Source organism: Flavivirga eckloniae, assembly GCF_002886045.1.
GTDB classification, from domain to species: Bacteria; Bacteroidota; Bacteroidia; order Flavobacteriales; family Flavobacteriaceae; genus Flavivirga; species Flavivirga eckloniae.
On record NZ_CP025791.1, the window covers coordinates 1,477,518 to 1,494,873 of the forward strand.

The 17,356-nt window shown below is 31.9% G+C and carries 20 protein-coding genes and 1 other RNA gene; 14 read left to right on the forward strand and 7 right to left on the reverse strand.

Features of this window, described 5'->3' with window-relative positions; genetic code table 11:
- Positions 1 to 62 precede the first annotated feature (62 nt).
- From C1H87_RS06095 to C1H87_RS06120, 6 genes are all read left to right on the forward strand, one after another.
- On the forward strand, positions 63 to 674 hold the full coding sequence (locus C1H87_RS06095) for a hypothetical protein (protein ID WP_102754963.1): 612 nt from the start codon (positions 63 to 65) through the stop codon (positions 672 to 674).
- A gap of 68 nt (positions 675 to 742) precedes the next feature.
- Positions 743 to 1,036: a winged helix-turn-helix domain-containing protein gene (locus C1H87_RS06100; RefSeq protein WP_102754964.1), complete on the forward strand. Its 294-nt coding sequence runs from the start codon at positions 743 to 745 to the stop codon at positions 1,034 to 1,036.
- A gap of 53 nt (positions 1,037 to 1,089) precedes the next feature.
- Positions 1,090 to 2,460: a cell envelope integrity protein CreD gene (creD, locus tag C1H87_RS06105; protein WP_102754965.1), complete on the forward strand. Its 1,371-nt coding sequence runs from the start codon at positions 1,090 to 1,092 to the stop codon at positions 2,458 to 2,460.
- A 136-nt stretch (positions 2,461 to 2,596) separates the two neighbouring features.
- Positions 2,597 to 2,899, forward strand: a complete 303-nt coding sequence (locus C1H87_RS06110) for a hypothetical protein (RefSeq protein WP_102754966.1) — start codon at positions 2,597 to 2,599, stop codon at positions 2,897 to 2,899.
- Positions 2,896 to 3,282 carry a ribosomal maturation YjgA family protein gene (locus C1H87_RS06115; RefSeq protein ID WP_102754967.1) on the forward strand — a complete coding sequence of 129 codons (387 nt, stop codon included), beginning with the start codon at positions 2,896 to 2,898 and terminating at the stop codon, positions 3,280 to 3,282. The genes C1H87_RS06110 and C1H87_RS06115 overlap by 4 nt, the downstream gene beginning before the upstream one ends.
- A gap of 6 nt (positions 3,283 to 3,288) precedes the next feature.
- A complete protein-coding gene (locus C1H87_RS06120; RefSeq protein ID WP_102754968.1) occupies positions 3,289 to 3,945 on the forward strand; it encodes a DUF1361 domain-containing protein in 657 nt (218 codons plus the stop codon).
- A 16-nt stretch (positions 3,946 to 3,961) separates the two neighbouring features.
- Here the strand turns inward: C1H87_RS06120 and C1H87_RS06125 are convergent, their stop codons facing one another.
- Together C1H87_RS06125 and C1H87_RS06130 are read right to left on the reverse strand one after the other, a co-directional pair.
- Complete coding sequence (locus C1H87_RS06125; protein ID WP_102754969.1) at positions 3,962 to 4,747, reverse strand: SDR family NAD(P)-dependent oxidoreductase; 786 nt, start codon at positions 4,745 to 4,747, stop codon at positions 3,962 to 3,964.
- 33 nt (positions 4,748 to 4,780) lie between these two features.
- Positions 4,781 to 5,989, reverse strand: a complete 1,209-nt coding sequence (locus tag C1H87_RS06130) for an NAD(P)-dependent oxidoreductase (protein WP_102758190.1) — start codon at positions 5,987 to 5,989, stop codon at positions 4,781 to 4,783.
- A gap of 288 nt (positions 5,990 to 6,277) precedes the next feature.
- Between C1H87_RS06130 and ssrA the strand changes: the two genes are divergently transcribed.
- Positions 6,278 to 6,672, forward strand: a transfer-messenger RNA (tmRNA) gene (gene ssrA, locus C1H87_RS06135).
- A 118-nt stretch (positions 6,673 to 6,790) separates the two neighbouring features.
- On the opposite strand, the gene C1H87_RS06140 is transcribed toward ssrA, so the two are convergent.
- Positions 6,791 to 7,237: a JAB domain-containing protein gene (locus C1H87_RS06140; RefSeq protein ID WP_102754970.1), complete on the reverse strand. Its 447-nt coding sequence runs from the start codon at positions 7,235 to 7,237 to the stop codon at positions 6,791 to 6,793.
- 177 nt (positions 7,238 to 7,414) lie between these two features.
- Here C1H87_RS06140 and C1H87_RS06145 point away from each other — a divergent pair, with 177 nt between their 5' ends.
- A complete protein-coding gene (locus C1H87_RS06145; RefSeq protein ID WP_102754971.1) occupies positions 7,415 to 7,702 on the forward strand; it encodes a helix-turn-helix domain-containing protein in 288 nt (95 codons plus the stop codon).
- A gap of 78 nt (positions 7,703 to 7,780) precedes the next feature.
- On the forward strand, positions 7,781 to 8,845 hold the full coding sequence (locus C1H87_RS06150) for a Fic family protein (protein WP_102754972.1): 1,065 nt from the start codon (positions 7,781 to 7,783) through the stop codon (positions 8,843 to 8,845).
- Positions 8,846 to 8,952: 107 nt separating this feature from the next.
- On the opposite strand, the gene C1H87_RS06155 is transcribed toward C1H87_RS06150, so the two are convergent.
- Positions 8,953 to 9,588: an FMN-binding negative transcriptional regulator gene (locus tag C1H87_RS06155; protein WP_102754973.1), complete on the reverse strand. Its 636-nt coding sequence runs from the start codon at positions 9,586 to 9,588 to the stop codon at positions 8,953 to 8,955.
- A gap of 310 nt (positions 9,589 to 9,898) precedes the next feature.
- On the opposite strand from C1H87_RS06155, the gene C1H87_RS06160 reads away from it, so the two are divergent.
- The 5 genes from C1H87_RS06160 to C1H87_RS06180 all read left to right on the forward strand — a co-directional run bounded on the left by C1H87_RS06160 (position 9,899) and on the right by C1H87_RS06180 (position 14,437).
- Positions 9,899 to 10,609 carry a CPBP family intramembrane glutamic endopeptidase gene (locus tag C1H87_RS06160; RefSeq protein WP_102754974.1) on the forward strand — a complete coding sequence of 237 codons (711 nt, stop codon included), beginning with the start codon at positions 9,899 to 9,901 and terminating at the stop codon, positions 10,607 to 10,609.
- Between the two features lie 257 nt (positions 10,610 to 10,866).
- Entirely contained in the window at positions 10,867 to 11,469 is a 603-nt protein-coding gene (locus tag C1H87_RS06165) for a YkgJ family cysteine cluster protein (protein WP_102754975.1), read from the forward strand.
- A gap of 76 nt (positions 11,470 to 11,545) precedes the next feature.
- Positions 11,546 to 12,124, forward strand: a complete 579-nt coding sequence (locus tag C1H87_RS06170; RefSeq protein ID WP_102754976.1) for a Crp/Fnr family transcriptional regulator — start codon at positions 11,546 to 11,548, stop codon at positions 12,122 to 12,124.
- Positions 12,125 to 12,185: 61 nt separating this feature from the next.
- Complete coding sequence (locus C1H87_RS06175) at positions 12,186 to 13,016, forward strand: type II toxin-antitoxin system RatA family toxin (RefSeq protein WP_102754977.1); 831 nt, start codon at positions 12,186 to 12,188, stop codon at positions 13,014 to 13,016.
- Positions 13,017 to 13,213: 197 nt separating this feature from the next.
- The gene (locus C1H87_RS06180) at positions 13,214 to 14,437 is read left to right on the forward strand and encodes a serine hydrolase domain-containing protein (RefSeq protein ID WP_102754978.1); all 1,224 of its coding nucleotides are present in this window, start codon (positions 13,214 to 13,216) and stop codon (positions 14,435 to 14,437) included.
- Between the two features lie 84 nt (positions 14,438 to 14,521).
- Here the strand turns inward: C1H87_RS06180 and C1H87_RS06185 are convergent, their stop codons facing one another.
- The 3 genes from C1H87_RS06185 to C1H87_RS06195 all read right to left on the reverse strand — a co-directional run bounded on the left by C1H87_RS06185 (position 14,522) and on the right by C1H87_RS06195 (position 17,351).
- Positions 14,522 to 15,223, reverse strand: coding sequence for a DUF2490 domain-containing protein (locus tag C1H87_RS06185; RefSeq protein ID WP_102754979.1), 702 nt, complete (start codon positions 15,221 to 15,223; stop codon positions 14,522 to 14,524).
- Positions 15,224 to 15,225: 2 nt separating this feature from the next.
- Positions 15,226 to 15,867 carry a class I SAM-dependent methyltransferase gene (locus tag C1H87_RS06190; RefSeq protein WP_102754980.1) on the reverse strand — a complete coding sequence of 214 codons (642 nt, stop codon included), beginning with the start codon at positions 15,865 to 15,867 and terminating at the stop codon, positions 15,226 to 15,228.
- A gap of 101 nt (positions 15,868 to 15,968) precedes the next feature.
- Positions 15,969 to 17,351, reverse strand: a complete 1,383-nt coding sequence (locus tag C1H87_RS06195; RefSeq protein ID WP_102754981.1) for an MFS transporter — start codon at positions 17,349 to 17,351, stop codon at positions 15,969 to 15,971.
- Between the last annotated feature and the right edge of the window lie 5 nt (positions 17,352 to 17,356).

The window sequence follows — 17,356 nt, forward strand, 5'->3', positions numbered from 1 at the left end:
CAAAAATTTATGATGGGTGATTGAAAAATATTTATTTACTTTGTATTTCAAAGTACTTTTATATGGAGTCAAAAGATTATTTAAAAGACATAAGCGAAATAAAAGATTTAATGAATAAATCGTCTCGCTTTATATCGCTAAGCGGTATATCGGGGATATTAGCTGGTATCTATGCACTTATAGGAGCAGCAATAGCCTATTGGTTAGTTACAGAATATAGTAGTGGTATTTTAATTCTTAATGGTAAAATATTTAGGTTAGTTATGCTAGATCTGTTCTTAATTGCTCTTTTTAGTGTTGTTACTGGAATTATTTTAACCACAAGAAAAGCGAAAAAAAATGGTGCCAATATTTGGGATACCTCATCGCGCCGTTTAGTCATAAACTTTTTAATTCCATTAGTAGCAGGAGGTATATACATATTAGTTATACTTAACCAGCAAAAATATGGACAAACAGGAGCGCTTATGCTATTGTTCTATGGTCTTGCTTTGGTAAATGCCTCTAAATATAGTATTGGAGATATTCGTTATTTAGGTTTTATACAAATTATTTTAGGTTTAATTTGCGCTTGGTTACCAGGGTATGGATTTTGGCTTTGGGTTTTTGGCTTCGGTTTTATGCATATTATTTATGGAACATGGATGCATTTTAAATATGATGTTAAAAAGTAAGCAGTAGTTAGTCACAGCTTTCAGTAATTTAAAATTTATTAAACATTCCTACTTTATTAGGAATTTATATGAGTATAATAACTAACATAAATAAAGCTTTTGATCATAGAATTAGATTAGGCATTATGTCTATTTTAATGGTGAATGAGTATGCCGATTTTAAAATGCTGAAAGAATTATTGGGTGCCACCGACGGTAATTTAGCTAGTCATACCAAAGCACTTGAAAAAGCCGAATATATAAAAGTAGAAAAACAGTTTATTGGCAGAAAACCTAATACACGGTATAGCACAACTAAATTAGGCGAAATTGAATTTAAAAAACATATTAACGCCCTTGAAAAATTGATAAACAAACAATAAAACATTTTTTTTAACTCATCACTTTGAATTTCAAAGTACTTTACAATACAATCATGGAAAACACAAACAAACCACAACAAAACAAGTTCGGAAATTGGATTAAAACCTCAATTACAGCAAGAATGCTCATGGTAGGGTTCTTAGTTATTATATTACTCATCCCCTTATCATTTATAAATGGCCTCATAAAAGAACGTGCCTACAGGCAAACCGATGTAGTAAATGAAATCAATGAAAAATGGGGAAACAATGTACTTGTCTATGGTCCAATTCTCAAAATCCCTTATAAAACATACTCCGAAACAAAAACCTTTAACGAGAAGACAAAAACCTATTTTAAAGAAACAAAAACACATATAAATCATGCATATATATTCCCGGAATCGTTAAAATCTGAAGTCGATGTAAAATCTAAAACGTTAAATCGAGGAAATTTTGAATCAGCAGTATTTACTACTAATATGAAGTTTTCTGGGCATTATATCCAAACAGATTTAAAAGAAAAAGATATTAAAAATGAAGATATTATTTGGGATAAAGCCACCGTAATTATTAAAACATCGAACCTAAAAGGTATAAAAAGTGAAATGCTTTTAAAACTTAACAATAACTCCTACGCTTTTCAAACCAATTTTAATGATGGCTCTAAAAACTATCATTTGGATGTGTTAGAAACCGGGTTTATTGATGCTTTAGATATCTCTACTAAAGAGAACGCAAACTTTAGTATTTCCATGACTTTTAATGGTAGTAAGCAAATTGAGATTATTCCAATTGGTAAAATTACTACCATGCAAATGACATCAAATTGGGCAGACCCTAGCTTTATGGGGAATTATTTACCAAACGATGAAACTAAAGAAATATCGCAAACCGGTTTTAAAGCAGATTGGAAAGTATTACATATTAATCGGGCTTTTTCTCAGCAACATTTAAATACCATACCCAACCTAAACCAGTTTGCATTCGGTACTAAGTTTATGGTTATGGTAGACGAGTATCAAAAAAGTGAGCGTTCTGCTAAATATGGCTTCTTGGTAATTGCACTAACCTTTTTAATTTTCTTTTTAATACAAACACTAAGTAAAATAGATATTCACCCTTTTCAATACTTAATGATCGGGTTAGCACTCACCATGTTTTATACGCTTTTGGTTTCTATTTCAGAACACAGTAATTTCTTAAAAGCATACTTAATAGCTGGAATCTCTGTAATAGTGCTAATAACGTTATACTCAAAATCCATATTAAAAACGTTTAAATTCCCTCTGTTTATAGGGCTATCATTAACGGCTCTGTATACATTTATATATGTAATCATTCAATTGGAAAACTACGCACTTTTAGTAGGTAGTATTGGGTTATTTTTAATCCTTTCAATTGTGATGTTTGTATCTAGAAAAATAGATTGGAATAATGGTTAATTTATTAGTTGATTGTGATGTGTTAGGCATTTCCCCGAAGAATTTCGGGGTTATGCTCTACACAATATACTTAGGCTACTAAACCTGCTTTAATATTCCAAAAAATGATTTCCAATTATTAATAAAAAATAATAGCATGTACAATCTAACAACTATTAGTAAAATAACTGCAGCTGCTAGCTTTGGTATAGGCACCATATTGTTTTCATTATTTCTATATTATGGAGAAGCTCATATACCAGCTATTACCGGTCTTAGGTTTTTAATTATAGCCTTTCTAATTAATTTCATTTTTTTACTAGTAAACATGATTTTAGCAGTCATTACAAGTAAGGATAGAATTGATCACATAAAAACCTGTGGAATAATACTTTTAAACATTCCTATAGCTATCCTATATCTCTATGTAATTATATCAATTAAATCCCCAAGGATATGAAACTACAATTAAACAAAACATATTTAATATTCACCATACTTCTTTTTACAATTGAAGTACTTATTGCGCTGTATGTAACTCATGGTTTTATACGCTATACTTTCGGAGATTATTTGGTAGTTATACTACTCTATTGCTTTTTTAAAAGTTTTACCAATACCACTTCTATTATTGTTGCAATTATAGTTTTAATAATCGCGTACACTATAGAACTATTACAATTAATAAACATGTTAGAACTACTAAACCTAAATGATAATTATGTATTGAAACTTGTATTCGGCAGTACATTTCAGGTTTCGGACTTGGTAGCCTATTCTTTAGGAGTTATTACAGTTTTAATTATCGAATATTCACTTAACATCCCAAGTTTAAAAAACTAATAAATTATGAACACTATAAAATCTCTTGTATTCCATCGGTTTAAGATCTTTTCGCTATTAAGCATTTCAATGGCTTTAACCATTGTTTTACTTATGATTAGAATCAAACTAACACATTCCTTTTTCTACTTATTTTTAGTTTGGAATTTGTTTTTAGCAGTCATCCCTTTTGCCATAACAACCTATTTAGCAAACACCCCAAAGATCAATAAAATAGGGCTCGCTCTATGGTTTGGCGTATGGCTGCTTTTTTTACCAAATGCGCCTTATATTATTACAGACTTATTGCATTTAAAAATAAGTTCCAATCATTTTTTATGGTTAGATGTGCTTGTAGTTTGCTCTTTTGCTCTAAACGGATTATTAATGTTCTTCTTGTCTTTATTAGATATGGAAACAATACTAAACAAACATATAAAAAGTAAAAAGACAAACCTCATCGTACTATGCATCCTATTTCTTAGTGGATTCGGTGTTTACTTAGGTCGATTTTTACGTTATAACTCCTGGGAAATTCTTCAAAGCCCTACTAGTCTATTTAACGATATTTTTAGTATTATCTTATACCCAAATCAACATGCAGAAGCTTGGTTATTCACCCTCCTATTCGGCGTTTTTTTAAGTATAGGATATTGGATGTTTAAAGTACTACACAAACCATAAAACCCAATTAAAGGAATTACACCTCTCTATTTTTTTCTTGAATATTCCTAACAATTCTTGTTGCCATATTTCTTGGAACAAAACGAGGTATGGTTGATAAAAATTTATTAAATGCACCAGGAATGGCTACGGTCTTCCCTTTTTTCATCGCATTGTAACCATACGCAGCCACCTGAACAGGACAGGCCATGTTAAAGCTAATTTTATTTTCCGAACAATCGCTAGAAACAGTTTCTTGAAATAACGTTTTGGTAGGTCCCGGACACAGTGCTGTGACTGTAACACCTGTACCTTTTAACTCGTTCGCTATGGCTTCAGAAAAAGACAAAATATAAGATTTTGATGCATAATACATCGACATTAATGGACCTGGCTGAAACGCTGCCAAAGACGAAATATTTAAAATCTTACCAGACTTTTTAGCAATCATTGATGGTAAAACCAATTTTGTTAAATGAGTTGTTGTTAAAATATGAAGATGGAGCATATCAGATTCTCGCTTCCAATCTGTTTTTGCAAATGTGCCAAATAACCCAAACCCAGCATTATTTACTAGTACATCAATGGATAAATGGGCTACCTCATCATAAATCTCTTGGGCAATATTGGGTTGGCTTAAATCTTTAACCAATAAATGGATATCATTTTTAAAATCTTTATTGAAAAGGGTTTTAACTTCTTCAAGTTTAGGTGCGTCTTTATCAACTAAAACAAGGTTATAATTGTCTTTTATTAGTAATAATGCTAATTCGTATCCAAGTCCTGAAGCAGCACCTGTCACTAACGCTGTTTTAGCTATCATATTCTTTAGTAATTTAGGGTTTATCTTTTTTCTTCATTCTTTACCATCCACATAATCCTGTAGATAAGAGAATCTTTCTGTTAACTTTCCGTTTTCTGTTATTCTGGCACGTTCTAAAACACCATCAGCATCATTATTAAAAAAAGCAGGAATAACATGTTGGAGAAATTGTTCTCCAAAACCTTCGCTCGCATCCTTAGGAAGTTCACATGGTAAATTATCGACTGCCATAACCGCAATCGCATCTTTAGCATTAAAATCGACTTCGCTTTCAGATTGTGGATCATAACCGTAAAACGGATCTGCAATAGTTGATGCTCTTAACGTTGAAGCTACTGGGCCATCGACATCACAGCTAATATCTGCAACCAAATTTATATTAAAATCTGATGATTTAGCATCATTCCTCGTAAACAAATAAGGTGCTCCAGTACCATAAAAATGGCCAGCAATAAAAAAATCGGTTTCTTTAGCATATGGCATAAAGTTACTTTCGTAACCTGTTGCATCTTTATAAAACTCCAATGTGCTACCTACCTTACCATCTTTACGTTTGGTATATTCCATAACATCAACCAAACAATAAACAGGCTCTGTAAACTTAGATGTTAAATACAGGGCATCACTAACTTGTTTTACTTTTAAATGATCAAGGATTTCCTTAGCACCACGCGCTACCTTCCCAGTACCGGAAAGTAATATTTTAATATTATCTGGTAATTGTATTTTATCCAACTCGGCTTTAACCTCATTTAAATCTGCCAAACTTTCCACTTTTGGCAAATTAAACAATCCGTCTCTTAGTCCTAGAGCCCTAAAACCGTTATAAGCACCTACCAAACCGGCATAATAACCAAAGCCTATTAAACGATATTCGTTACTACCTATTATGGTTTCATGGTCGTATAGCTCTATATTCTTTTCTAACACCGCTTTTAAAAGTTTCCTGTTATAAGGTTGTTTTTTTATAGTATGCGAAAAGAAAAAGTATTTTTTATTTGGTATTAAGTTTTCAATCGGCACTTCCTTTACACCAATCATAACATCACAGTCTTCAACATTGGTTACAACTTCAAACCCTTCCGTTTTATATTGTTCATCAGGAAACACGCGAATATCGCTGGATTCTACTTTAAAAGTTGCTTCTGAAAATTCATTTTGAGCTTCTGCTAGTTTTAATGGAGAAAATACCACACGTCTATCTGGTGGGTTTTTACGTTCTTTTATAATAGCAAACTTCATGCTCATTGGTTTATTTGGTTTAGGTCGTTGTGTATTCTTTTATAAATCTAATAACTGTTATTATTGGTTATTTGGTTAAAACTGGAATAATTTTTGCACGAAAATAAGAGGATTTGCATGGTTATACAAACTTTTTGATACCTTTGCGGTCTGCAATCAAGGATTGAAGCACTTTTATAGAGTTTTTTTCAAAGAATTTTTGCTGATAATCCATCCCTTTAGGGAATACCACTTCTCAATGCAATTCCTGTAAAACTAGGAGTTAATAGAGATGATAAAATTAATTACGGGGTCGACTGGTTTTGACAGCGAGATTAATTGAACGGTAAGCACGTCGTGTAATGACATTGAAACACGTTAAAGGCTAGGTCAAACTTTAAACGGCGAAAATAATTACGCTTTAGCTGCATAATCCGAATTATAGTAGGATTGGCCTAGGTACACAAGGTGTACAAGCTTTATGTCTCCGGAAAGCCTTTGTTAACGGCGTTCCATTTTGAGGCATCGTAAATGTTAACATAGATTGGGTAGCGCTTTGATGCCTTTTTGAAACTAAAAAAGATAAGTTATAAGTAGGTTGTCTTTAACCAGCTTATAATCGAAAAACCAAGAAAAGAATAAACGTGTAGAAAGCTCTTCGGTTACTTGTTTGGACGAGAGTTCGATTCTCTCCGACTCCACAAAAAATCCCAGTAGATACTATTATCACTGGGGTTGTTTTTTTTGGGTGTAAATTTAGGTGTAAGTAAAGCTTGTTTTAATCACTTTTATTAATGCCCTTATGTTATAAATTTTTCTAGTTTAAATAATAAGGTTATCGGCAAAAGAATAATAACCTGTTTCAGTTAGGATTATGTGATCTAACACTTTACAGTCAAAAATATTCAAGGTTCTTTTTATTTTGTCGGTAATACCTTTATCAGCCCGACTTGGCTTAAGTGTACCCGAAGGATGGTTATGTACTAATATAACTGCTGTAGCAAGCGAATCTATAACATACTTGGCTATTATCCTGGTGTCTACCAGTGTTCCTGTAATGCCTCCTTGACTTATTTTAACATAACCAATAGTATTATTTGCATTATTCAATAATATCATAAAAAACGATTCATAAATAGTTAAATCATCATGGTAAAATTGTCTTGCATATTTTGATGCCGAAATACTTGAAGATACTTTTGCCTTGTTGAAATTTGTTTTCAGCTTTTTCAGTTTAATTTCGGGTATTGTAGTTTTATAAATTTTCATAAGTTCTTCTCTTATAAATACTTTGGTTTTGAAGTCGATTACTAAACTTTTTTAAAAGTAATAGTTTTAAAAACAAGTCAAATATAAGTATAAGTTTTATAAAATACAAATAACACTTATATTTTTGACTATTTTGCAAGTATTATTTATATTTGATTCAGATAAACGACATTAGATATGCTGCGAATTGATGAGATATTAAAAGAAAAACGTATTAGTAATAGTGAATTTGCTTCAATGATTGGAGTTTCAGAAACTTCCGCAAGTGCGTTCAAATCTGGTAAAACAAAACCAAAGTTTGATACCTTAGTCAAAATTGCTGAAGTTTTAGACGTTGACATTAGACAGCTATTTAAGCCCACAAAAGGAGGAGAGTTACTTAATGGGTTCGTAGAATATGAAGACGAGATTTATCGTATCTATTCTAAAGAAGATTTGCAAAATTTATTAAATACTATTAAATAAAATTGAGTACAGAAACAACTTATCCGCTCCAAGAGGGGCTTATGTGCCTGTAGACGAATTAAAAAAGAGTAATTAAGTATGGAATTTAAACTACCTTTACTCCCTCCCAATACAGAATTAGAAACACCAAAAATTTTAAAGCAATTAGCAAAGGCGCATCGTTACCTTGCCGAGTTAAAAGGAACCGCAAAAACAATTCCCAATGAGAGTATTTTAATTGATACACTTACACTACAGGAAGCGAAAGACAGTAGCGAAATTGAAAATATAGTTACTACTCACGATGATTTGTATAAGGAAAACATCTTTATTGAAAGTAAAAGTACTGCTGCTAAAGAGGTTTATAATTATGCTCGTGGTTTAAAGTTAGGGTTTGAAATAGTGCGTAAAGAAAGGCTGCTTTTGAATAAACACATCCTAACTATTCAAAAAGAATTATTAGAAAGTAATGCTGGTTTTAGAACTCAAGCAGGAACTAAATTAGTTAACTCTCAAGGTAAAGTAGTTTATACCCCACCTCAACACCCAGACGAAATACTTGATTTAATGTCTAACTTTGAAAAGTTTATTAATAATAATGATTTTTCCGATTTAGATAGCTTAATTAAAATGACTGTAATTCATTACCAATTTGAAAGCATTCACCCTTTTTATGATGGTAATGGCAGAACTGGCAGAATAATTAACATCCTTTATTTAGTGCAACAAGGTTTGTTAGATATTCCTGTTCTTTATTTAAGTAGGTTCATTACTCAAAACAAATCGGATTATTATAAAGTATTACAAGAAGTAAGAACAAATAATGATTGGGAAAGTTTGGTATTATATTTATTAAAAGGTGTTGAGGTTACTGCAAAACAAACCATTACTTTAATCACCGAAATTAAAGTCTTAATGCAAAAGCATAAGGTTACCATCCGTACAGAATTACCTAAAATTTACAGTCAAGATTTGATCAATAATTTATTCAAAAATCCCTATACTAAAATTGAGTATTTAGAAAATGATTTAAAGGTTACAAGGCAAACAGCTTCAAATTATTTAAACAAAATATCAAGTTTAGGTTTGTTAGAAAAAGTCAAAGTTGGTAAGGTAAACTACTATATCAATTCTGAATTGATTAATGTATTGGTAAATGTATAAGTTAAGGTTTGTAGAAAAACTTAACATGAAATTTGAAACGTGTTAACATTTTTCTGTTTTTTTAACACGTTATAATGTTCATGTTAACGAAATAGACTTTTATACTACTATTCAGGAAATAATTCCTTCGTTCTTTTTTCCATCTCTGCAGCAATCACACGACCATCTTCATCTTGTTCTCTAAGCTTATTGATAATGTTTTGATAGCTTTCAGCATCTCTGTCTTGGCTTAATTTAAAGATAGTATCCATTTCCTTTATCTCAATTTCAAAAGCTACGATGGCTCCCATTGCTCTTCGTTTAAACTCCATAGGTAAATTATCGAAAACAGTAGCAGAATTCTGGTTCTGATCTTCGAAGTGCAGTGTGGTCATTCTAAGCACATCTTCAAGAGCCTTATCATCTAAAAACTTAATGGTTCCTTTCGCATGTACACTCATGTAGTTCCAAGTAGATGCCGTATTCGGATTGCTATACCAAGTACCACTTACGTAAGTGTGCTTACCTGTAAAAACCGCGAGTACATTTTCATTGTGTAAAAAAGCCTTGTGATGATCAGTGTTCTTCATTATATGCCCTCGTAATACTTTTTTGCCACCTTTATCTTCAATAAAAACGGGTAATTGGGTGGCAATGGGTTTGTTTTCCGAATCACATCCTGTTAAAAAAGCAAACGGATATTGAAGAACAAACTCCCTAATGACTTGCTCATTTTGTTCTTTATGATATGGTAAGTCATACATAGAATAAAGTTTTATAATTATTAACTAAGATCAAAAATCCGAATTCTTTTCAAGAAAGAACTGTGTTTTAACAACAAATTAATTATAGAAAAAACTAACATAGTTTGTTATTTATTAAAACAACAGAAATTTATACTCATGTCGCTGCAAATACTTTCAAAACAATTAAAAATCCACTAGATTAGTAGTCTTAACAAAATGGATATATGCGTACCAGTAGGCATATGCGATTGTTGGTGTGCATTTCCACACTCAACCGATAATCAATACTAATAACCTGTAACCTTTTCAAAATTGTAGTAGTCCAATAATGAAATCAATAGATTACAAAAAAGGTATGACTACAAAAACAACGAATCAAAAAGGGTTTTTATTTGACCTAATTATTTACATATCAGTAATGTTTCTAATTAGAGAAATATACTTTCCAAAAGTTGGATTTATAGTTAATGGTCTATTTTGGTCATTCTCAACATTAATGATTGCAAGTTGGAGAATGAAAGTACGCAATGTTTCGTGGACAGATTTAGGACTTCAAAAATCTAAAAGCATTAAAAAAACTTTATTAGTCACTATCGGAATTTTAATAGCAATACCTCTATCAATTATGCTATTTGAACTGACTAAAGACTACTTGCCTATTTCTTTAGAACCAAAGAACTACTCTGAAAATTCTGCATCTAAATTTGGAAATCTGAAAGGAAATTGGTTGTTATTTTTTACTATTATGCCAGCGGTTCTACTTGAATCAATGTTAGAAGAATTATTAGATAGAGGCTTCTTGATTAATTGGTTTGAAAAATTATTTTCTAAAACTACAGTAGCCACCATTCTTGCAGTAATTTTACAAGCATTAATTTTTGGATTTAGACACGCTTACAATTTATCTGAAAGATCAATTAGGGTTGGACTTATTGGATTAATAATGGGAATAGCTTATGTGAAATTTGGAAGAAATTTGTGGCCGTTAATTATTGCTCATTGTGTATTGAATACAATGTCTATGATAGATAGAGTATAATATTGAAATAAATTCTCTGAAATAAAACGATACCCCAACAATCTGTATAATCAATTGCTTGTTCTATGTTTATTCGGAAAATCCCACAGATTTTCCTCTGGTTCGTTTTCTTTTCCTGATTTAGTTCCAACCAATGCAACTTAACATACACGTATTCCAAAATCAAATCTTCATACTACTAGTAAAACCGTATTAATTTCTTTTTAAGAGTAAATCAAACTTCATAGGAGTATTTAGTCTACCTTCGATAAAAAATAATGTCGATAGAGCGAAAAGTTTATTTAGTAGAAAATCTTTTTTCTAAATTAGAACAAGAAACCGCTCAGTTTGAGCAATCATCAGGAATTAGTTGTGTTTCTGGCTGTGGAAAATGCTGTACTTATCCAAATGTAGAAGCTTCTCCAATAGAATTTTTACCATGGGCATTTCAATTGTTTTTAAATGGAGAGGCAGAAAAGACAATCATTCAGCTTAACAAAACCCAAAGTTCAACTTGTTTAATCTACAAACCCTTATCTATTATTAATCAAGGTCGTTGTAGCAATTACAAATACCGAGGTTTAATTTGTAGGCTGTTTGGATTTACAGCCAATACAGATAAATACGGGAACTTAAGATTGGTTACATGTAAAATTATCAAAGAAGGTCAAGCCAAAGGTTATAGTTCAACTGCCGAAGCAATAACTAAAGGGCTTTATGTACCTGTATTTACAGAATACTATATGCAATTAAATCAGATAGATTTTAACTTAGGAAATATCATTTTGCCTATAAACAAAGCTCTTAAAATGGCTTTAGAAGAAGTTTTACAATATTATGCATATAGATCCTTTCTTCATTTAGGGAAAAATTGCGGTTAAAAAATTAAAAAAACATTAACTTTAATCTCATAACTGACGGTTATACTAGAATGTTGGCAGTAATTACAAAGAAACAATGGAACAATTAAGAAAGTGCATATCAAACCAAATCAATATAGACAAAGAGTCTCTGGAATCGATTGTCTCTGCTTTTGAAATTCAAACAGTCAAAAAAGGGGAATTTTTTCTAAAATCTGGCAGAATTTGTCGAAAAATGGCTTTTATCGAATCCGGATATTTAAGAATGTACGACATTGTGGACGGAAAAGAAATTACTTTTTGGGTTGGAAGCGACGGAAAATTCATTACCTCCCTTTCGAGCTTCGTTTTTGAATCCGAAAATTTCTGGAATATACAAGCAGTTACCGATTGTACCGTTTTTGTAATTAGCAGACAAAAACATTTTGAACTTTGTAAACAACACTCAAAATGGCTAGAATTTGACAATTTATTATTAGCTCATTCATTCTCATTATTGGAAAAGAGTATGTTTTCTCAACTTCACACTACGGCACAACAACGATTTGAAAGTTTACTCAAAGAAGAACCTGCACTTTTTAAGTACGTACCTTTACAACATATTGCCTCTATGCTAGGTATCACGCCCGAATCTTTAAGCAGGTTAAGAAAAAACCTCACCCGACCAACTTCTTAACATTTATCAAGAGAGAATAATTTAAATCGTAGGAAATTTGTAGAAACAAAACCTTACGATAATGAACATCTTACAAATCGCATTACTTGGCAACGGAATTTTTTCCCTAACGACTGGCCTTTTCTTATTGATCTTTAAAAATAGAGTCGCTCGATGGTTCGGGCAAGAAAAATCATTAGCATTCTTAATAATCGGACTTGGTCTATTATACTTCTCGTATTCCATTTTCGAGCAATTAAAGAATCCCGAACTTGGCGCTGTATTTTACATTATTGTTCAAGATCTTATTTGGGTTTTGGCGAGTATTGTAATACTCTTGATAAAACCTTTCAACATTACAGTCCTCGGTAATCAAATTATTACAGGTGTAGCATTTGTTGTCCTGTTTTTTGGAGTTGGTCAATCTGTTGGACTTGCCCAAACAGATTCAATAAAAGAAAAAGGCATTAAACGTTTGTCTTTTGAAAGGGTAATAAACGCTTCAAAAGAAAACACTTGGAAAACAATATCCGATGTTGCTAATTACCACCAAGTGGCACCGAATATTGATAGTGTGGAGATAATTTCAGGCGAAGGCGAAGGAATGGTTAGGAGTTGTACACATAAAAAGGACAAATGGACTGAAATAGCAACTTTATGGGACGAGGGAGAACAATATTCCTTTAAAGTCAATACAGATGCTGAAGATTACCCTTACCCTCTAAAATACTTGCAAGGGACTTGGAAAGTTGAAAAAATTTCCGGATACCAAACCAAAATAACAATGGTATTTGAGTTTACCTACAAGAGGAGAATTTACAATCTTTTAATCCACCCATTTATGAAAAAGCAATTCGATAAAATTTGTCGAGAATTATTAGATAACTGGCAGAATGAGTTGGAAGCAAAATAACTACAGCTAACAACGTGTCCTATAATTAATTGCTTAGTGCAGTGTCTATATGGAAAAATCCTCGTAGACTTTCTATTCGGTTTGTATTTGCTAAATTAGGTGCTTAAAACATGTAACAAACCATACAAACATGTAACTTACAGTTGCTCACTTTGGTATTTTGCGATAACATCAAAAATATTAATCTAGAACAAACTATGGTAAAAAAAATATTATTAAGTGTCATCGGATTCTTTGTGTTAGCTGTAATGGTTTTAATTGTGTTAATTAAATTAGATTCATTCCCCAGCCAGTATAATGAAGTTCCAGTATCTGTTTTTGGGGAAGAACACGATGACCCTTATTTTAAATATAACAGTGGAACCGATGAAAAAAATGAAGCCAAAAAGATTTTTAAGGATTTATCTATAAAATTAAAAGGATGGATTGAAAAAGGTTACACCAATGGAGGTGAAATCTTTATAGCTAAAGACAGTGTAGTATTGCATCACAGTAGTGCTGGTTGGAAAGATATAGAGGATGGTGAAAAACATGAACTAAACACGATATGCAGAATTAGGTCTATGACAAAACCATTCATAGGTACGCTGATTTTACAATTTGTTGAAAATAAAAAACTTAAACTATCAGATAAGGCGGGACAGTACATAAAAAGTTTATCTAAAACATGTACATCAAACATAACAATTAAAGATTTATTGCAACATACTTCGGGTTTTAATCAGCAAAGTATTTTAGGGCTTAATAATTTGAAATCAGGAATCGATTCAATTGCCAATAAATGTGTAGACTTTAAAACAGGTGAAAAATTCACCTATTCAGATGTCAATACTGCAATTTTAGCGCTAGTTTTAGAAGAGGTTTCAGGAAAATCAATAGAAACCCTTCTTAAGCAGCAAATTTTCATACCTCTTCGCTTAGAAAATACACATACTCAAATTAAAGATTCTTTCAGAAATAATTTATCCTCTACACATATTGATGATCCACTTATTGGATTGAAAAAATACTGGGATAATAATGAGGAAAACTTTGTTTCATATTTTAGAGCAAGTGGAGGTATTTTTTCAACAGCGAGAGACTATGCTGTATTTTGTCATTTATGGATAAAGGAAGGAAAGTTTATGAATCAGGAAATTCTTCAGAAAGAAACCATAGATTCGGCATTATTAGCGAATAAATTATCTATTAGCGCTAAAAAAAATTACTATGGATATGGTAATCATTTGCAAATTTTTGAAAAAAAAGAAAGCGAATTTGGTCTTATTTATGGACATAGTGGTTCTGACGGAACACTGGCACTAATCATCCCTAAATATGATTTAATTATTTGTTTCTTCACACAGACAAGAAATAACAAGGCCTTGAAATTGTTCTATCAAACAATCATACAAAAAATGAAAAAAATCAAAAAACTATAGGTACATGGTAAGATATAGCTGATAAGTTCTAAATCGAAAAATGATTGTTTTTTCAATTGTTTTCAGAATTAATCATTAGTATCATTAATCCTTCTTTCTAAGGTCGAGTTTGTGAAAAAAACCTACCATTAAAGTGTGATCATTTTCAATACGATTGTCATTTATTATAATATATTGATTCATATATCCTAAACTTGTAGTGAGAGCTTTGTTAATGGGAATATCAAAAGCTCCATAAACTCTATTTTGTCTAAAATGATTCCCATTTGCATATTTATCGATATCTAAAAACACTTGATTAAAAAACGAAACACCTAGTTTTGTTTCTCCTTCTTTAGAACGTATAATTGGCATTTTTGCACCAAATATTAGCCGCAATCGGTGTCTTGTTCTATTTTCCATAATTCGGTGCTCCAGCAACATCCCATAGCTTACAGAAACCGTTTTGATCTTACTTTTTATACTAAACTGTTCATAAATTCTATGTTCTGTTCTTTTTTCGGGTACAGGATGGGCGCCATAAGGAAACAATACGACCCACTCATACCCTGCTCCAAAGCTTATATTTTTTAAATAGTCATAACTGGCACCAAGTCTTAATTTTGATTGTTGCCACTTTTTAATAAAATCATGTCTGCTCCAAGAGTATAATGTTTGTATATTAAATTTTTCGGTCAATCGATATTTTCCGGAATAATACCACCATGAATTAAACTGGTCTGCCTTTTGGGCTTTAGCGACAAGACATGTAAAAACGAAAAGAGTCATTATAATTAACTTTTTCATTTTTATTGCGATATTCTCTTTCCTACAAAACGAATTACACTTCCAGTTCCTTTGTGAAACTCCCCTTCATTTAAGATTATTTCCTTTTCCTCTAATACTTGTATTTCCAAATCTTTAAAATCTGCTCGTATTTGTTCTAAAGAAAATAGCATGTCTATATCTCCAGGACCACCAACTTTGGGATTTACTTCTTTGTATGCTAAATGTTTTTTACTGTAAGCCTCAAAAATTATCATTCCATTCTCCTTAAGAAGTTGGGTTAATTTCTGATGGATAGGTGAAATCTTCCATGATGAAAAATGTGCATAGATTAAGGCTATAGCATCAAAAGGCTTATTAAGCAACTCAACATTTTGTATATCTTCTACAACATAATCAATATTTACATGTTGTTCTGATGCTAGTTGCAATGCTTTTCGATGCCCTTCTTTACTTAAATCTACAGCTGTTACTTCCCATCCTAATTTTGCAGCAAACACTCCATTACGGCCTTCGCCATCTGCTGGTAATAAAATAGCTCCTGGTTTTAGCTTTTGTAATTGCTCTTTAAAGAACATGTTTGGTTCTTTGCCATAAGCATAATTAGAATCTTGATATCTTTCATTCCAAAATTCCTTGTATTTTAATTCACTTTGTTTTTCCATAATAGTATTCGATTTATATGGCGTAAAAATATTGTCTTAATGAAGTTCTGTACTAGGACAAAACTGAAGTAGTATTGGACAAATACTAAATTTTCAGAAGACTATATTGTCTTTTTCCGTGTAGTCGATGAGATAATTACAGCTATGGTTATCAAAATTCCAGCAATGATAAATGTTATACGCATTCCCCTTGAAATATCTTGTACTTGAGCGATTTCAAAATCACTTGTACCAACAGTATAAGCAAATAAAGCGCCCATAACTGAAGCTCCTGTAATAAGACCTAAATTACGAGATAAGTTAAGTACGCCAGATATAACACCTCGCTGGTTTTTGTTGGCATACATCATAACAGATGTATTATTGGCCGCTTGAAAAAGTTGATATCCTGGTGTTAAAATTACCAATGCAATTATATAGCCAATAACGCCATATTGGTTTGGCAATATTGATAGTGCAAAAGCTCCTAATGTCATTATAAGAAGTCCTGTTGTAACCATTATTGTTGCTCCAAAACGGTCAACAACACGACCAGAAGGAATTCCTGTAAGAACAGAAACTATTGGCCCAACAGACATAACCATTCCAACAAAAGTTTCATTAAGACCTAATGCTAATGATAGATAAAATGGGCCAACAACCAAAGTTGTCATCATTACTGTAGAAACAAAGGAATTTATAATCAAACTAGCACTTAAGTTTCTATTTGCAAATGCTGATAACTTAATTAAAGGGAATTCCACTTTAGCTTGTGAATAAATAAATGTACCTATACCAATAACGGCCAATAAAAGTAACATAAGATTTATCCAATTAAAACGTCCTTTACCAGTGGTCATTGCCAATGTATAGCATGCAAGTGTTACTGCTAATAATAACGTTCCTATCCAATCTATTTTTTTATCTTCAAATTTTACTTTCTCTTTAGTTATTGGCAGATGCTTGTATATTAAGAATATATTTAAAATCCCTAATGGAATCATAATTAAAAAAATAGTTCTCCATCCAAAAGTTTCTATTAAAACGCCACCAAGTGTTGGTCCCAAAGCAGTACCTATTGCAGACATCGTTCCTAACAAGCCCATCGCACTACCTATTTTTTTCTCCGATATAGCTTCACGAACAAAAGCCAAAGTGAGCGCTATTAAAATAGCTGCTCCCAATCCTTGAAAAGTACGTGCTAAAATCAATCCCCATAGCGTTGGAGCTATACCACAGACAAGGGAAGCTAAAGTATACACGATAGCGCCTAACATTAACATCTGTCGTAGACCAAAAATATCTCCCAACCTTGCTATGCTCACAATAATAACCGTAATCGATAAAAGATATGAAATGACTACCCATTGTACAGATTGAAATGTGGCAGAAAAGGCTTCAGTTAAAGTTGGTAAAGCAACATTAGCAATGCTCACACCCAAAGAAGCCATTAAGGTGGAAAGTGAAAGACTCACAAGTATCCATTTGTTTGGCGTTTTTTTCATTCTTA

What these genes read in the sequence shown, in the direction of transcription:
- C1H87_RS06095 (WP_102754963.1), top strand. Translation starts at nt 63, where the DNA reads ATGGAGTCAAAAGATTATTTAAAAGACATAAGCGAAATAAAAGATTTA.
- C1H87_RS06100 (WP_102754964.1), top strand. Translation starts at nt 743, where the DNA reads ATGAGTATAATAACTAACATAAATAAAGCTTTTGATCATAGAATTAGA.
- creD (WP_102754965.1), top strand. Translation starts at nt 1,090, where the DNA reads ATGGAAAACACAAACAAACCACAACAAAACAAGTTCGGAAATTGGATT.
- C1H87_RS06110 (WP_102754966.1), top strand. Translation starts at nt 2,597, where the DNA reads ATGTACAATCTAACAACTATTAGTAAAATAACTGCAGCTGCTAGCTTT.
- C1H87_RS06115 (WP_102754967.1), top strand. Translation starts at nt 2,896, where the DNA reads ATGAAACTACAATTAAACAAAACATATTTAATATTCACCATACTTCTT.
- C1H87_RS06120 (WP_102754968.1), top strand. Translation starts at nt 3,289, where the DNA reads ATGAACACTATAAAATCTCTTGTATTCCATCGGTTTAAGATCTTTTCG.
- C1H87_RS06125 (WP_102754969.1), bottom strand. Translation starts at nt 4,747, where the DNA reads ATGATAGCTAAAACAGCGTTAGTGACAGGTGCTGCTTCAGGACTTGGA.
- C1H87_RS06130 (WP_102758190.1), bottom strand. Translation starts at nt 5,989, where the DNA reads ATGAAGTTTGCTATTATAAAAGAACGTAAAAACCCACCAGATAGACGT.
- C1H87_RS06140 (WP_102754970.1), bottom strand. Translation starts at nt 7,237, where the DNA reads ATGAAAATTTATAAAACTACAATACCCGAAATTAAACTGAAAAAGCTG.
- C1H87_RS06145 (WP_102754971.1), top strand. Translation starts at nt 7,415, where the DNA reads ATGCTGCGAATTGATGAGATATTAAAAGAAAAACGTATTAGTAATAGT.
- C1H87_RS06150 (WP_102754972.1), top strand. Translation starts at nt 7,781, where the DNA reads ATGGAATTTAAACTACCTTTACTCCCTCCCAATACAGAATTAGAAACA.
- C1H87_RS06155 (WP_102754973.1), bottom strand. Translation starts at nt 9,588, where the DNA reads ATGTATGACTTACCATATCATAAAGAACAAAATGAGCAAGTCATTAGG.
- C1H87_RS06160 (WP_102754974.1), top strand. Translation starts at nt 9,899, where the DNA reads ATGAAATCAATAGATTACAAAAAAGGTATGACTACAAAAACAACGAAT.
- C1H87_RS06165 (WP_102754975.1), top strand. Translation starts at nt 10,867, where the DNA reads ATGTCGATAGAGCGAAAAGTTTATTTAGTAGAAAATCTTTTTTCTAAA.
- C1H87_RS06170 (WP_102754976.1), top strand. Translation starts at nt 11,546, where the DNA reads ATGGAACAATTAAGAAAGTGCATATCAAACCAAATCAATATAGACAAA.
- C1H87_RS06175 (WP_102754977.1), top strand. Translation starts at nt 12,186, where the DNA reads ATGAACATCTTACAAATCGCATTACTTGGCAACGGAATTTTTTCCCTA.
- C1H87_RS06180 (WP_102754978.1), top strand. Translation starts at nt 13,214, where the DNA reads ATGGTAAAAAAAATATTATTAAGTGTCATCGGATTCTTTGTGTTAGCT.
- C1H87_RS06185 (WP_102754979.1), bottom strand. Translation starts at nt 15,223, where the DNA reads ATGAAAAAGTTAATTATAATGACTCTTTTCGTTTTTACATGTCTTGTC.
- C1H87_RS06190 (WP_102754980.1), bottom strand. Translation starts at nt 15,867, where the DNA reads ATGGAAAAACAAAGTGAATTAAAATACAAGGAATTTTGGAATGAAAGA.
- C1H87_RS06195 (WP_102754981.1), bottom strand. Translation starts at nt 17,351, where the DNA reads ATGAAAAAAACGCCAAACAAATGGATACTTGTGAGTCTTTCACTTTCC.